This window comes from Priestia megaterium NBRC 15308 = ATCC 14581 (assembly GCF_000832985.1).
GTDB lineage: Bacteria > Bacillota > Bacilli > Bacillales > Bacillaceae_H > Priestia > Priestia megaterium.
In genome coordinates, this window is record NZ_CP009920.1 from 2,554,850 (window position 1) to 2,570,689 (window position 15,840).

At 36.9% G+C, this 15,840-nt stretch carries 14 protein-coding genes and 2 riboswitches; of the genes, 12 read left to right on the forward strand and 2 right to left on the reverse strand.

Features of this window, described 5'->3' with window-relative positions; all coding sequences use genetic code 11:
* Window positions 1-67 precede the first annotated feature (67 nt).
* A riboswitch (TPP riboswitch) is annotated at window positions 68-182 on the reverse strand.
* An 81-nt stretch (window positions 183-263) separates the two neighbouring features.
* On the reverse strand, window positions 264-554 hold the full coding sequence (locus BG04_RS13760) for a hypothetical protein (protein WP_034654652.1): 291 nt from the start codon (window positions 552-554) through the stop codon (window positions 264-266).
* 456 nt (window positions 555-1,010) lie between these two features.
* Between BG04_RS13760 and BG04_RS13765 the strand changes: the two genes are divergently transcribed.
* The 5 genes from BG04_RS13765 (at window position 1,011) to BG04_RS13785 (ending at window position 6,440) form a co-directional block, all read left to right on the forward strand.
* Window positions 1,011-1,835 carry an undecaprenyl-diphosphate phosphatase gene (locus tag BG04_RS13765; protein WP_013055186.1) on the forward strand — a complete coding sequence of 275 codons (825 nt, stop codon included), beginning with the start codon at window positions 1,011-1,013 and terminating at the stop codon, window positions 1,833-1,835.
* A gap of 272 nt (window positions 1,836-2,107) precedes the next feature.
* Window positions 2,108-2,247, forward strand: a riboswitch (cyclic di-AMP (ydaO/yuaA leader).
* 106 nt (window positions 2,248-2,353) lie between these two features.
* Window positions 2,354-3,613 carry a glutamate/proton symporter GltT gene (locus tag BG04_RS13770; protein WP_016762884.1) on the forward strand — a complete coding sequence of 420 codons (1,260 nt, stop codon included), beginning with the start codon at window positions 2,354-2,356 and terminating at the stop codon, window positions 3,611-3,613.
* Window positions 3,614-3,826: 213 nt separating this feature from the next.
* Window positions 3,827-4,858, forward strand: a complete 1,032-nt coding sequence (gene ytvI / locus BG04_RS13775; protein ID WP_016762885.1) for a sporulation integral membrane protein YtvI — start codon at window positions 3,827-3,829, stop codon at window positions 4,856-4,858.
* Window positions 4,859-5,018: 160 nt separating this feature from the next.
* Entirely contained in the window at window positions 5,019-5,624 is a 606-nt protein-coding gene (locus BG04_RS13780) for a DedA family protein (protein WP_013081566.1), read from the forward strand.
* Window positions 5,625-5,648: 24 nt separating this feature from the next.
* Window positions 5,649-6,440 (forward strand): EcsC family protein, encoded by a 792-nt coding sequence (locus tag BG04_RS13785; protein ID WP_034654654.1) that lies wholly within the window; start codon window positions 5,649-5,651, stop codon window positions 6,438-6,440.
* Between the two features lie 132 nt (window positions 6,441-6,572).
* On the opposite strand, the gene BG04_RS13790 is transcribed toward BG04_RS13785, so the two are convergent.
* The gene (locus BG04_RS13790; protein ID WP_034654656.1) at window positions 6,573-7,886 is read right to left on the reverse strand and encodes an APC family permease; all 1,314 of its coding nucleotides are present in this window, start codon (window positions 7,884-7,886) and stop codon (window positions 6,573-6,575) included.
* 321 nt (window positions 7,887-8,207) lie between these two features.
* Here BG04_RS13790 and BG04_RS13795 point away from each other — a divergent pair, with 321 nt between their 5' ends.
* The 7 genes from BG04_RS13795 to BG04_RS13825 all read left to right on the forward strand — a co-directional run bounded on the left by BG04_RS13795 (window position 8,208) and on the right by BG04_RS13825 (window position 15,839).
* Window positions 8,208-8,753: a hypothetical protein gene (locus tag BG04_RS13795; protein ID WP_230586593.1), complete on the forward strand. Its 546-nt coding sequence runs from the start codon at window positions 8,208-8,210 to the stop codon at window positions 8,751-8,753.
* A gap of 19 nt (window positions 8,754-8,772) precedes the next feature.
* Window positions 8,773-10,998 carry an alpha-galactosidase gene (locus BG04_RS13800; protein ID WP_034654657.1) on the forward strand — a complete coding sequence of 742 codons (2,226 nt, stop codon included), beginning with the start codon at window positions 8,773-8,775 and terminating at the stop codon, window positions 10,996-10,998.
* A 147-nt stretch (window positions 10,999-11,145) separates the two neighbouring features.
* A complete protein-coding gene (bioB, locus tag BG04_RS13805; RefSeq protein ID WP_034654659.1) occupies window positions 11,146-12,141 on the forward strand; it encodes a biotin synthase BioB in 996 nt (331 codons plus the stop codon).
* Window positions 12,142-12,383: 242 nt separating this feature from the next.
* Window positions 12,384-12,962: a glycerol-3-phosphate responsive antiterminator gene (locus tag BG04_RS13810; RefSeq protein WP_016762890.1), complete on the forward strand. Its 579-nt coding sequence runs from the start codon at window positions 12,384-12,386 to the stop codon at window positions 12,960-12,962.
* A 20-nt stretch (window positions 12,963-12,982) separates the two neighbouring features.
* Window positions 12,983-14,098: an ABC transporter ATP-binding protein gene (locus BG04_RS13815; RefSeq protein ID WP_034654661.1), complete on the forward strand. Its 1,116-nt coding sequence runs from the start codon at window positions 12,983-12,985 to the stop codon at window positions 14,096-14,098.
* On the forward strand, window positions 14,095-15,030 hold the full coding sequence (locus BG04_RS13820; protein WP_016762892.1) for a carbohydrate ABC transporter permease: 936 nt from the start codon (window positions 14,095-14,097) through the stop codon (window positions 15,028-15,030). Before BG04_RS13815 ends, BG04_RS13820 begins: the two co-directional genes overlap by 4 nt.
* On the forward strand, window positions 15,027-15,839 hold the full coding sequence (locus BG04_RS13825) for a carbohydrate ABC transporter permease (RefSeq protein ID WP_034654663.1): 813 nt from the start codon (window positions 15,027-15,029) through the stop codon (window positions 15,837-15,839). The genes BG04_RS13820 and BG04_RS13825 overlap by 4 nt, the downstream gene beginning before the upstream one ends.
* Window position 15,840 lies beyond the last annotated feature (1 nt).

Sequence of the window (15,840 nt, forward strand, 5' to 3'; positions counted from 1 at the left end):
AAAAAAATCGGGTTCTGTGATAGACAGAACCCGATGGAATAGGCGAAAAAAGAATAAACATATACTATTCTTTTCAAGACTACTTCCCTCCGCTGGTATAACCCAAATCAGGTTCAAAGGGTTAAAGAGTTTTATTGCACTCTTCTCTCAGTCTGAGCTATCAGACACCCCTAGTAGAAATAACATTCAAATTATTCAATTTACGGCTTAAGTTTACCATCATTCAGTAAAAAATCAACCCTTAAATAAAAAAAGCTAGACAATTAGCGTTGTCTAGCAGCATCGATTGCAATCACAATAGCTGTAATAATATGCATGATAAACCCTAAAAATGGAATCCAAGCAATCAGTGAAGTAACAATCCCTAGTATGTTTCCATACGCAGATAACCCTCGTCTATTAGCTAAAATGAGCGTGATAGCATGAAGAATAAATCCAATAAAAAGAGGAGTATAACTAAAGCCCATAACAATCCCCGCGCCAATTAAAGGAATTCCCAGCAAGGCTTCATACCCAGCAGTGACCCATTTCATTGTACGTACATTTCCATTCATAGTAAAAAGCCTCCTAAAAAAGATACTACTATATACGAGAAAAGAGAGAAAAAAGTTTCAAATTACTTAGGGGATATGTCGTATAAGCAAGCACTAGTTGATTAAAATGATAGATGACAGTAAAGGGGATGGAAAAAACATAATGATTTAGTCATTTTTTATACTAAAGAAAAATAGTCTAGATGATTCATTTTTAGCTAAGGGACCGGAATTTATACCGAACATAGTGACTGCTTTCTAAAATAAATAAAAGCTGATATCGTGTTTTTTGATTATAGCATGTAAGGTTTTTATTACGAATTATTAAAGATTCTTATCTTTTTGCAAATACACATTGTATTTCATAGTTTTAACAATTATGATAAAAAAGCAAGTGTCAAAATAGGAAAATAGTTGAGCATGTAAAACGAAGCGATAAGCTTATTAATTTGAAAGAAAGGCAAGGTACATAGCTTTATGTGGGAAATTATTGTAGCAATCATTTTAGGGATTGTAGAAGGTTTAACAGAGTTTGCTCCTGTTTCGTCAACTGGGCATATGATTATTGTGGATGACCTGTGGTTAAATTCCAAAGAATTATTTTCATCTCCAGTAGCTAATACATTTAAAATTGTTATTCAGCTAGGTTCGATCTTAGCAGTAGTAGTTATTTTTAAAGATCGTTTCATTAATTTATTAGGATTGGGAAAAAAGCCAGCTGCTCCAATTGGACCGACAAATCGCTTGAATTTAATGCAGGTAATTGTTGGACTGTTACCTGCAGGAGTGTTAGGACTTTTGTTTGATGATTACATTGATGAACATTTGTTTTCTTTAAATACGGTACTAATTGGCTTAGTAGTCGGAGCTGTATTAATGATTCTAGCAGATTTGTTTGGCCCTAAACGTCCGCGTGTAGAGACGGTGGACCAAATGTCTTATGGACAAGCACTGGGTATAGGACTGTTTCAATGTATTGCTCTTTGGCCAGGTTTTTCTCGTTCAGGCTCAACGATTTCAGGAGGGGTTCTTCTTGGAATGAGCCATAAGGCAGCGGCAGATTTTACATTTATTATGGCAGTGCCAATCATGGCAGGAGCAAGTGGACTTTCATTGGTTAAAAACTGGCAGTATTTCACATCAGATGCACTACCGTTTTTTATTGCTGGTTTTATCAGCGCCTTTATTTTTGCGCTGGTATCTATTCGCTTTTTCTTGAAATTAATTAATCGTATCAAATTAGTACCATTTGCACTATATCGAATTGTTTTAGCAGCTATTCTATATTTTGTATTTTTATAAAAAAATACGCGTGTTCTTTATTCCCTTAAACTTCTAATAGAGACTCAAAGAGCAAGAAAAAGCTATTGCAACATTGCAATAGCTTTTTTGCATAAATATATATTATCGCCTTTTGAAAGCGTTTTATAAACATAGGTATTGACAAAACGTGTCGAAAAATAGTAAATTAATATTTGTGCAGTATAAAGTTAAGTAAAAGTAAGACTTCTGTTTAGTTTTATTGACTGTAAAAAACGTATGACAACGTATAGATCGTTTTAATTTTATAAAAACTGAATAATAAGCTTAATCGTATAGAGCGGGGGAATCATTATCGGCAGTAAAGCTGCCTTGGGGTGAATCCTTACAAAAGGTAGGAAACTCTCAATTCCGAATCCGACAGTTAACCCCGTTTGCTTCATTGAGAGAAAGAGCCCAAAATAGCGTAAGTAAAAGGCTGTTCTTTCTTAAGAATAGTCTTTTTTTGTTTTTTCAGAAAAGTATATACAAATGTCATACATCTTTGGGGAGGTACATCTATGAAAAAAATTCGTTTTGGTTTGGCTACGCAGATTTTTACCGGATTAATCCTCGGTGTTCTTGTAGGGGTAATTTGGTTTAATGATCCGCGTGTAGTAACATACCTACAGCCGCTAGGAGACCTATTTTTAAGATTAATTAAGATGATTGTTATTCCAATTGTTATCTCAAGCTTAGTCGTTGGAGTTGCAGGAGCAGGGAGCGGTAAACAGGTCGGAAAGCTCGGCGTTAAAACCATTCTCTATTTTGAAATTATTACGACTTTTGCAATTGTAATCGGTGTATTGATTGCTAATATTTTCCATCCTGGGCAAGGTGTAGACATTCATTCAGCACAGAAGAGTGATATTTCACAATACGTTGAAACATCCGAACAGCAAGAAGGAAAGTCAGTGGCTGAAACTTTCTTACACATTGTTCCGACAAACTTTTTCCAGTCAATTGTTGAAGGAGACATGCTAGCAATTATCTTCTTTACAGTGTTATTTGCACTTGGAGTAGCGGCAATTGGAGAAAGAGGAAAGCCAGTTGTACAATTCTTCGACGGTGTTTCTCACGCAATGTTTCACGTGGTAAACCTTGTAATGAAAGTGGCGCCAATTGGTGTATTTGCTTTAATTGGTGTAACAGTTTCAAAATTCGGCTTAGATTCACTTCTTTCATTAGGAAAGCTTGTTATCTTAGTTTACTTAGCTTTAATTTTCTTCCTACTTGTTGTATTAGGAGGAATTGCGAAATGGGCAGGAATTAACATTTTCCACTTATTCCGCTATATGAAAGATGAACTGTTGTTAGCATACAGTACATCTAGTTCTGAGACAGTTCTTCCGCGTATTATGGAAAAACTTGAAAAGATGGGCTGTCCAAAAGCTATCGTATCGTTCGTTGTACCAATTGGTTATACATTTAACCTAGATGGTTCCGTTCTTTATCAAGCGATTGCAGCGTTATTCTTAGCACAGGTGTACGGTATTGATTTAACGATCGTTCAACAGCTGACGCTCATTCTGGTATTGATGGTTACATCTAAAGGAATGGCTGCCGTGCCAGGAACATCATTTGTTGTATTACTGGCTACTCTTGGAACAATCGGTGTTCCGGCAGAAGGATTAGCCTTCATTGCTGGAGTAGACAGAATCATGGATATGGCACGTACGGTTGTTAACTTAGTAGGAAACACACTAGCAGCAATTGTGATGTCTAAATCTGAAGGCAAATTTGACCCTAAAAAAGGTACAGAGATCATGAGAGCCGGCTAATTTATAAATTAAAAAGCTACTTATTCTATTCGAAAAATTAGAATAAGTAGCTTTTTTCATAATAATTCCTTTATTATTATGGGAATTGACCCTATAATATGTAACATCAGGTATAAATATATCCAAATTTTATTCTTACATAAAAGCAGTCACTGGTTCCTTTCTTTATCAATAAATATAGAGATAGCTTAGCTAGTAGGGGGATAGTAGAGTATGTGGAAAAAGCGAATATGGGTCATCGCCTCGATAGTAATCGTATGTTTGTTAATCCCTTACAGTTTACCAATTGTGTTTGCTTTATTAACAGCATTAGCGCTTGAGGGTATTGTTCAAAAATTGCATCAATCTTTTAAAATGAAGAGAGTCTATGCAGTGCTTATGACCTTCATTTTATATGTTGTTTCGCTCATACTTATTGGATTTTTTATTGTTCGGACAATCGTTACGCAAGTGGTTGCTCTTTCAAAAATAGCGCCTTCCTTTGTAAAAGAAATCTATGAAACCGCGATTTTTCCAACTATTATTAAGTGGAAATACTATTCAAACGCTCTTCCTACAGAAGTGATTTCTTCTATCGAGCGCACGCTTGAAAAAACCGTAAATTCATTAGATTCTCTATTAAAAAGTACCGTGGAAATCATCATTAGCTTTGCTGCTACTGTTCCTGGGTTTCTATTAGAGTTTCTTATTTATTTAGTAGCACTTGTATTTATCAGCCTTGAGCTGCCTGCTATTAAAAATAAAATTAAGTCATTTTTAACAGAAGAAACGAAATATAAGCTACAAGTTGTCATCACTCAGCTTATCCAAGCGGGGGTTGGTTTTATTAAGGCACAAATTATCTTAAGTGTCATGACGTTTGTAATGGCTTATGTAGGGCTTTGGTTATTAGATGTTCCGTATACCGCGCTGCTTAGTTTATTAATTGTAATTGTCGATATCTTACCAATCCTTGGGACAGGCTCGGTGCTCGTTCCATGGGGGATTTTTGCTCTTACGCAAGGGCATGACTCATTAGCAATCGGCTTATTTATTCTATTTGGAGTCATTACGGTAGTAAGACGTGTAGTAGAACCAAAAGTATTTTCTACAAATATGGGTATTTCACCTTTGGCTGCACTAGTTAGTTTGTACATTGGATTTAAACTTTTAGGCTTTGTCGGATTATTTTTAGGACCGGCTTTAGTTATTTTATACGATGCTCTTCGTAAAGTAGGTATTATTCAAATTAACTTTAAACTATAAAAGTGCTGGATAAAACTAGCGCTTTTTTTTATTGAAACTTTTGTAGTACGTAATACGTAAAGAGGGAAAGGAAAAAACTATGCCGCGTTGGTTTTTATCTATCAATCGGCTAAATTATAGTTTTGCAGTCTTAGATTTAATGATATGAGGAGGAGAATTTTTGTTAGAGTCGGTTTTACTTTCTTTAATTGAAGCGCTAAAACAGCTCTCTTATTTTGGCGTAATTCTAGCATTAACGTTTGAGTTTGTCCCGGCAGAGCTTGTTTTACCTTTAGTAGGTTATTGGGTGTACCAAGGTGATATGAACTTGTATCTGGCTATCCTTGCAGGTACAGTAGGCGGTGTTTGTGGACCGTTGACTCTTTATGGACTGGGACGTTACGGTGGACGACCGCTGGTTTTAAAATATGGAAAATACTTTTTGGTGAAAGAAAAAGAAATTGACGCCGCCGATCGCTTTTTTAATAAGTACGGTAGCGGGGTTGCTTTTTTTGGACGCTTTATTCCAGGAGTGCGCACGGCTATCTCTTTTCCGTGCGGGATGGCAAAAATGAATGTATGGCTGTTTTCTATTTATACATTTGTGGCGATGCTTCCAGTAACGGCTATTTACGTATATTTAGGATATAAGTTAGGACCTAAGTGGAAAGAGGTGGGGCCGATTGTGTCTCAATATATGCAGCCTATTGGAATCGGAATTGTTGTTTTAATTGCATTGTTTTTTATCATTAAATATGTGCGGAATAAACAAGTAGGGCAGAGCTGATAAATCGAGGAAAAGAGTGAGGATATGTCAGAGCATGAGCAGTTAAGAGTAGAGTTACGAAAAATTGAAAAGTGGGAGAAAGACCAAAAAGGACTTTTTTTCTGGGAGCGGCTGGCTCGTTTGCCTTTTTCAGCTTTAGATAAAGTAACGCCAAAATTCATTCATCAAAAAATAGAAAAATTATTAGATGAAATTGCTAAGTATGTTGATAATGGAGGCCAGTATTTAGCTAATACGTCTGCCACGCTAGAAAAAGCATCAGCACAATTACAAGAAAAGAAACAGCTTTCGATAGAGGATATTCAGCATTTATCTCTGAAAGAAATGGATGAATTGGCAGAGCATTTTATTGAAGTCCGAAAAAAGAACGCACAGCTTCAAGGAGCCACAACCGGGATAGGCGGGATTTTTACACTAGCTATTGATGTTCCTTTTGTATTAGGGCTTACACTTAAGACACTGCAAGAAGTGGCTGTTTCTTATGGTTACGACCCCACTGAGCAAGAGGAACGAATTTTTATGGTCAAATGCATGCAGTTTTCGTCTTCTGACATTGTAGGGAAACGTGCGATTTTAGAAGAATTAGCAAGCGGAAATCGAACGCAGAGCTTGCAGCAGCTGCAAGGGTGGAGAGAAGTGTTTCTAACCTACAGGGACAACTTGGGCTGGAAAAAGCTGTTCCAAATGATTCCTATAGCAGGAATGGTATTTGGAGCGTATATTAACAAACAAGCAATTAGCGATATAGGGGAAGTTGGAATGATGCTTTATCGTAAAAGACGTATTTTGGAAAAAGTCTCACAATCGCAAAAATAAAAAGAGACTGGTACGAAAGTATTTTAGTTGAAGAAAAATCCGAACGAGTTTGATTCTTGGTTGAGAATCAAATACGTTCGGATTTTTTCATTGGTATAGTAAATGTAGCTTTCATGTGTTAAGTCTAGTTCCTTAATCAAAATAAAAAGTAGGAATGGTAATAGTATTTTTTCGTCTAGCAATCAGTAAATAAATAATTCCGATTATACTCCATATAATACCGATAAATAAGGATGTTGTTTCTAAGTTAAGCCACATAAAAAACAAAAATAAACTGCCAAGTAAAGGCATAAGTACATATGAAATATATCCACTGAAGGACCGCTTATTTTGATGAATAAAATAATGGATAAAAACCGCTATGTTCACTGAACTGAAAGCAATTAAAGCACCAAAATTAATTAAAGAGGTAGCTTTTTCAAGAGACAGACCTAGTGAAATTAAAGAGAGGCCACCAATAATCACCACGTTCCAAATAGGCGTCTTTGTTTTAGGGTGAATATAGCCAAAAATTCTCCGAGGAAGATAACCATCTTTCCCAATTGCATAGAGAAGTCTTGATGCACTCATATGTGAGACAAGTCCAGAAGCAATAGTTGAAGTCAAGGCCGCTGCTACAAAAATAGATTGAAAAAGCTGGCCGCCAATTTTATAAGCAATTTCCGCTGATGCACCTTCTAAATCATGAAACAAAGAGGCTGAAGGGAAAAGGAGCTGAGCAAAGTAAGAAACTGTGATAAATAAGGCGCCTCCCGTACATGCAATAATGAGAATCCCTTTAGGAATGGTTTTCTCAGGCTTAAGTGTTTCTTCGGCCATGGTGGTTACAGCATCAAATCCTAAAAAAGAAAAGCATAAAATAGCTGCTCCGTTTAATAACAGAGATATAGAGGCCGATTCACTTATAAACGGTTTAAATGATAGCTCTTGGCCTCGAGTTGTAGCACTTAAAATAATAAAGATAATAGCGACTAAAATTTGAAAAGCAACTAATAGCGTACCCAAAGAAACGGTTAAATGAACGCTAAAAATATTCATTATGGTCATGATCACAACAAAGCTGATAATCCATACGGCCTTTGGAACACCTGGAAACAGAGAGCTTAGGTAAATATTTGTCAAAAGTGCATTGATCATTGGCAGAAATAGATAATCAAGAAGAGCCGTCCATCCTACCAAAAAACCAATGCTTGGATTCATTACTTGCTGTGCGTATGTATAAGAGGAACCAGCTCCGGGAAAAGCTTTTACCATTTTTCCATAACTAATGGCTGTAAATAAAATAGCAATCAACGTGAATGCATAAGCGCCTGAAACATGTCCATCTGTTGATTCAGTTACAATGCCAAATGTATCAAAAACGGCCATAGGTGCCATGTAGCCTAAGCCTATCACGACGATATGCCATAATTTTAGTTGTTTAAGAAGAGAAGGTTCATGATTCATATTTGTCATCCTTTCTGTGTATAATCATTCTGCATTATTTATTATTATACTATATTATTAGGTTTGTCATCTTTTTTTGAAAAAGAAGAGAAAATTGCGCGCTAAGAGATAAAAAGCGTTTAATTGATTACTAGATAAAGCAAAAAAATGCTTTTTTTCACTTTGATTTTTACCATTGAGTCTAGAAAGTATTTTACATAAAATGAAAGAAAGTAAAAAAGCTTCGTTTAGGGTGATCTACTTGTAATAAATACGAAAACAAATTTTTGAATGCGGTTACATTTTTGTTGGTATACAAAGTTAAGAATGATGGTAAAGGAGATGAAGGAAGTGATTGCTACACCCTATATAAACTTGGAGATAAACAAGGAACCAGGTGTGCATGTCGTATTGGATGAAACGAAAAAAGATGGTGTTTATTTTATTAAATTAACGGTCAAGTCGGTTAAAAAAAGAATTCTTCCAAAAATGAAATTAAAATGGAGCGTTCCATTGTTAGATATCCAACTATATAAATCTTTACAAACTAGTAAGGGCGATGTGAGTGCCTCTTTTGTTCATTGTTTTATGAATAAGAATGGCTCTAACCGTTACACCATTGCATGTTCAGACATGCATCAGCCTATTCTGTGTGCCACTAATTGGAAAGAAATGTGTCTAGATGTAGAAATGACTTTATTTAGTGAAAGCACTTGGTCTCTTCATAGCTATGAAACTGAACTGCGAGTAGACACAAGAATGGTTGAAACAGAAGAGTTATTCAAAGATTTAGCGAAATGGTTTGAGAGAAAAGAGATTAATCTAGCATCTGCTTTTGAGCATGCAACGGCAATAGATGAAAAAGGAAATGTCTCGTTAGATATTTGATGGTAAGGAGAGGGATAAAGTGGGAATCTTATTTAATGAACGTACAAAGGAATTTCACCTGCAGGGACGCGATGTAAGTTATATCTTTTCAGTGTTGAGAAACGGGCAGCTTGGTCACTTGTACTATGGAAAAAAGCTTAAGCACCGTTCATCTTTTCAGCATTTTTTGCGTGTAGAAACAAGAGGAGCTAGCGCTTCGGTATATGAAGGAGAACTAGCATTTTCTCTTGAAACAATCAAACAAGAGTATCCTTCTTATGGAACAACAGATTTCAGAGAGCCAGCCTATCAACTTCTTCAACAAAACGGAAGCCGAATCACAAATTTTGAATACGATAACCATAAAATTTACAAAGGCAAGAAGCCATTAAACGGCTTACCTGCTACATATGTAGAAGAAGAGAGTGAAGCCACGAGTGTAGAAGTTGAACTGATTGATAAATTGCTCAATGCATCACTTATTTTAACGTATACCGTTTACGAAGACCGAAATATTATTACGCGTCACGCACGATTTGAGCATAGAGGAGAAGAACCAGTCGATATTTTGCGTATCATGAGCGGCAGCATTGATTTGCCTACATCAAATTATGAGATGGTTCAGCTTTCCGGTGCGTGGATTCGAGAAAGACACGTGAAAACACGAATGCTTCAGCCAGGTATTCAAAGTATTTCTAGTGCGAGAGGTACAAGCAGCAGTCAGCAAAACCCATTTTTAATTTTAAAGAATCCAGCTGCAACTGAACACAGTGGAGAAGCGTATGGTTTTAGTCTTGTATACAGCGGAAACTTTCTTGGACAAGTGGAAGTAGATCATTATGATGTATCAAGAATAACGATCGGCATTCATCCTTTTGATTTTCAGTGGCGACTAGAAAGGGGACAAACTTTTCAATCACCAGAACTAGTACTGGCTTATTCAAATAGCGGGCTAAACGGCCTTAGCCAAGAGTATCATGAGCTTTATCGCAAGCGTCTTGCTAGAGGAAAATGGCGGGATTTGGAGCGACCAGTTTTAATCAATAACTGGGAAGCGACGTATTTTGATTTTAACGAAGAGAAAATTGTACATATTGCCAAAGAAGCGCAAAAGCTAGGCGTTGAACTTTTTGTATTGGATGACGGCTGGTTCGGTAAACGTAACGATGATACAACTTCTCTTGGAGATTGGTTTGTAGATGAAAATAAGCTTCCGGGCGGTATGAAGTCATTGGCTCAAAAAGTAACGGATTTAGGTATGGACTTTGGGTTATGGTTTGAACCTGAAATGATTTCAAAGCAAAGCAACTTGTATGAAAAGCATCCAGATTGGTTGATTCATGTGCCAAATCGTCATCAGTCTCATGGACGAAATCAATACGTGCTTGATTTTTCAAGAGAAGAAGTAGTGAATTATATCTATGAACGAATGGAAGCTATTTTAAGTGAAGCGCCTATCTCTTATATAAAATGGGATATGAATCGAAATATAACGGAGATTGGATCTGTAGGGCTGCCCGCGAACCGTCAGTTTGAAGTAGTACATCGCTATATTTTAGGTGTGTATGACTTGTATGAGCGACTAACAAGGAAGTTTCCGGATATTTTATTTGAATCATGTGCAAGCGGGGGCGCTAGATTTGATCCGGGAATGCTTTATTATGCTCCTCAAGCTTGGACGAGTGATAACACGGACGCGATTGAACGTCTAAAAATTCAGTACGGCACGTCTTTTGCCTATCCAATCAGTTCAATGGGAGCACACGTATCGGCCGTACCAAATCATCAAGTACGCAGAGTAACAAGTCTAGAAACAAGAGGAGACGTTGCGTATTTTGGCGCATTTGGTTATGAGTTAGATGTTACGCTGATGACAGAAGATGAAAAAGAAACTGTAAAACAACAAATTCAGTATTATAAAAAACACCGATCCCTTATTCAAAATGGCATATTCTATCGTTTAAAAAGTCCGTTTGAACAAGATGGAAATGTGACGAGCTGGATGGTTGTTTCATCCGATCAAAAACAGGCAATCATCGGTTATTATCAAGTATTGTCTAGACCAAATCCTTCTTACGAACACATTGAGCTAAAAGGGCTTCATCCTGATTATGAATATACAGTGATGGAAACAGATCAAACAGCTTATGGAGATGAGCTCATGTACGCAGGTATTGCTCTAACTCATGAGTATCCGGGTGTTGAAGCATACGCTGAAAAATCTGGAGACTTTGTATCGGTTATTTACACACTGCAAGCACAATAAGCAAAAAGCCACTTCTATATCATAGAAGCGGCTTTTTTAGTTAACTATTATTTATACAGTGTTGACATAAAAGGAGAAGTAATGGTAACTTTTAGTTATAATTGTTAACTTTATATTTTTTTAGTTTACTAAAGTGGAGGGGAATCGATGGAAACCACAAGTTTAAGAAATTGGAAAGCACTTGCTCAGTCTATTATTAAAGGGAAAGAAATTACATATAATGAAGCGCTTCAACTTCTTTATGTACCGGATGAAGAAGTGTTAGAGGTCATGAATGCCGCGTACTTAATTCGTCATCATCATTATGGAAAAAAAGTAAAGCTTAATATGATTATTAATACTAAATCGGGTTTATGCCCAGAAGACTGTGGATATTGTTCGCAGTCGATCGTATCAGAAGCGCCGATTGATAAGTATGCGTGGTTAACAAAAGAGAAAATTATAGAAGGTGCTTTTGAAGCTCAAAAAAGAAAAGCAGGTACATATTGTATCGTGGCATCAGGCCGCCGCCCTACGGATAAAGAAGTAGCGCACGTAGTGGGAGCGGTAAAAGAGATCCGTCAAAAGACAGACTTAAAAATCTGTGCTTGTCTAGGATTTTTAACAGATGATCAAGCACACGAACTAGTCGAGGCGGGTGTTCATCGCTATAATCATAATTTAAATACTCACGCTGATAACTATGACAATATTTGTTCTACGCATGGCTATGAAGATCGAGTTGATACGGTTACTACATCTAAAAAAGCAGGTTTGTCACCTTGTTCCGGTGCGATTTTTGGAATGGGCGAGACAAATGAACAAGCCGTGGAATTAGCTTTTCAAATTAAAAAGTTAGATGCAGATTCTATTCCATGCAACTTTCTTGTTGCCGTTCCAGGAACGCCTCTAGAAGACAAAAAGACGTTAAAGCCAATGCAATGCTTAAAGCTGTTAGCGATGATGCGTTTTGTAAATCCAACGAAAGAAATTCGAATTTCAGGAGGCAGAGAAGTCAATCTCAGATCACTTCAGCCGCTTGGTTTGTTTGCTGCAAACTCAATTTTTGTAGGTGACTATTTAACGACTCAAGGTCAAGAACCTACAGCTGACTGGGGTCTGATTGAAGATTTAGGATTTGAAATTGAAGAATGTGCACTGTAAAGCCGTTGAGAAATCAACGGCTTTTTGATTTTTAGGCGATTTACAGGAACTATACGGTTTTTTTACAAAACTCAACAGCTTCTTTATATTTCCTTCATAAATAACCATTATTATAAAACATGTGAACGATAAGTGAATAGTTACTAAGGTTATGAAATTGAGAAACCACAAAAAACAATAGGTCTATATCAATACCCTATGCGTTTTTTGTGGTTTTTTGTGAATGAAAGGAAGGCATCGTTTTGAATAAGGAAGCAGATTTCTTACAACAGCTTGGGCAAGACCGTTTGATTGCATCCATTAAAAGCCCGAAAAATTTAGAACAATTTTTAGAAACAGAGATCCAGGCCGCCTTTTTATTAACGGGCAATATTAGTGTGATTAAACACTATGTAGATTTACTCAAACAGCATAATCGAACGGTTTTTTTACACGTTGAAAAAATTCCAGGGATTAGCTATGACCGAGAAGGGCTTAAATTCCTTGCTAAGTTTGTAAAACCTACAGGTATCGTAACCACTAAAAGTTCACTCATTAATTACGCAAAGCAAGAAGGACTGGTTGCTATTCAGCGGCTGTTTCTAGTGGATACAGACGCGGTAGCACAAGGGTTGAAAACCGTTCAAGATATTAAACCGGATGCATTAGAACTAATGCCAGGATTAATTCCGGAGATGATAGAGAAAGTCGTTAAAAAAACAAGTATCCCTATTATTACAGGTGGACTCATTCAAAATGAAAGCCATATCCAAGCTGCTTTAAAAGCGGGAGCTACGGCAGTTTCTACAGGGAAATCATGGTTGTGGAAAAAATATGAATGATAGAGAAAGGAGCGTTTTTAATGAAAAAAGTAGAGCTAGTTAACATTGGGAAGTCATACGATCAAAAAACAAATGTTATTCAAGATATTAACGTCACAATTGAACCGGGAGAGTTTTTCGTACTAGTAGGTCCTTCCGGATGTGGGAAAAGTACAATGCTGAGAATGATTGCCGGATTAGAAGAAGTCACGCAGGGAGAGCTACTAATTGGAGATGTAAAAGCAAATAAACTGCTTCCAAGTCAGCGCGATTTGTCAATGGTGTTTCAAAACTATGCCTTATATCCGCATTTGACAGTGGAACAAAATATTCTTTTTGGCCTGCATACAAAGAAAATTTCAAAGCAAGAACAGCAAAAGCGCTGCAGGGAAGCAGCAGAGATGCTTGGTTTAAGTGAATATCTAAAGAGAAAGCCTAGACAGCTTTCGGGAGGACAGCGTCAGCGTGTAGCGCTTGCACGTGCTATTGTTACTCATTCGCCTATTTGCTTGATGGATGAGCCGTTATCAAATTTAGATGCGAAGCTGCGCGCGAAAATGAGGTCAGAAATTCGCCAGATTCAGCGTAAGTTAGGTATTACGATGATTTATGTCACGCACGATCAAACAGAGGCGATGACGATGGCGGATCGAATGATGATTTTAAATGGAGGAAATATTCAACAAGTTGGACGTCCGCTTGATATTTACAATGCACCAAAGAACACGTTTGTAGCATCTTTTATAGGTTCTCCCCCTATGAATTTATCAAACGTTTCTATAGAAAATAACTTACTAGTTTTTGAAGATAGAAGAGCTATTTCTATGAGTACACCACACAGTAACCTTAACGGTAAAAAAGAAGTTGTGGTTGGAGTGAGACCTGAGCATATACAGCTTGCCACAAACGATAATACGAGTTTTATTGTGGAAGTAGATAATGTAGAAATTCTAGGCACGGAAACACTGCTTACATTTCATATGGGTGACAAGCAGTGGATGGCTAAGTGGAACGGTCAATGGACTATAAAGGTGGGGGAGCGAGTTCCTATTTTTATCGATCCAAAACACCTGTTTTTATTTGATGGCGATACAGGATCATGCTTGCACTACGAACCATCAGCAGAAGATTTAACTGTAAAGGGGGCATTAGTATGAGTGCTGTTACCAAAACAGCAAACTCACCTGTTTCTGTTTTAGCAAACCCAAAAGAAAAAAAATCAATGCCTACTATCATTGTTGGACTAGCTTATTTACTGCCATCATTACTGTTATTTAGTGTATTTCTTTTCTACCCAATGATTAAGACATTATATTTAAGTCTTTTTATTACGGACACACAGGGAAATCCCTTGAATTTTGTAGGACTGCAAAATTTCTTATATCTATTTACAGATCCTAATTTCTTACAAAGTATGAAAGCTACTTTTCTATTTGTACTCTACACAGTACCTATTGGCTTAGTTATTGCCTTATTCCTAGCGCTAATCGCAAATGAAAAGCTAAAAGGAATTGGTTTTTTCAGAACAATGTTTTCATCTACGATGGGAATGAGCGTAGCGGCTTCTTCTGTGATTTGGATGTTTATGTATAATCCGACAATCGGGGTTATCAATAAAGTATTAAACCTTGTAGGGATTCACGACGTGCAGTGGTTATTAGATCCTAAGTATGCATTGGTTGCTGTGTCTATCTCGACGATTTGGATGAACATTGGGTTTACCTTTTTAATTTTACTTGGCGGGTTGCAAAATATTGATGAAAAGCTGTATGAAAACGCGCGTATTGCTGGAGTTAGCTATTGGTATCAGCTCCGTAAAATTACGCTTCCTATGCTTTCGCCAACGCTGTTTTTTATTATTACGGTTTCCTTTATTAACGCGTTTCAAACGTTTGGACAAATTGACATTTTAACAAAAGGCGGACCTACAGATTCCACAAATGTCATTGTTTATTCAATCTACAAAGATGCATTTGTAAACTACAATGTTGGCTCTGCAAGTGCTCAAGCTACAATATTATTTTTCTGTATTCTACTGGTTACCGCTCTTCAATTCAAGCTTGGAGAAAGGAAGGTACATTATCAATGAGCATTACGAGAAAATGGACAACTTATTTGTTACTCATTGCAGCTACTTTAGTATTGATGTTTCCTATCCTATACGCTTTTTCCATTAGTTTTATGAGTGGAGCGGAAGTGTTAGAAGGGAAGATTTGGCCGTCATCTTTTTCATTTGAAAACTATCGGGACGCTTTTGAAAAAGTTCCGCTGCTTCATTATTTAATTAACAGTTTTGCTGGGTCTATCTTTGTCATGGCCGGGCAGCTGTTAGTTTCAAGTTTGGCAGCTTTTGCATTTGTATTTATTAAATTTAAAGGAAGAGATGCTATTTTCTTTCTCTTTATTTCTACGATGATGATTCCATGGGAAGCAACGATGGTTCCTAACTTTTTAACAGCACAAAAGCTAGGATGGATTAACAATTATTTAGGATTAACGATTCCTTTTTTTGCTTTAGCGTTTGGGACATTTTTGTTGCGTCAGCAGTTTAAAACCATTCCGAATGAGTTATATGAAGCTTCTCAAGTTGCAGGGATCAGCCGCTTTCGTTTCTTTTGGAACGTCGTGCTCCCTGTGTCTAAAACAAGTCTAGTTACGCTTGGTGTATATAGCTTTTTAACAACATGGAATATGTATTTATGGCCACTATTAGTGACAAATACAGAGGATGTTCGTACCGTTCAGATTGGTTTAAAGCAAATGCAAACACAGGAGATTTCAACTGATTGGGGAGTGGTTATGGCCGCTGTCATTGTTGTAATCTTACCGACATTATTACTATTATTCCTAGGTCAAAAACGTCTTCAAAAAGGATTAACCCAAGGTGCAATTAAATAGG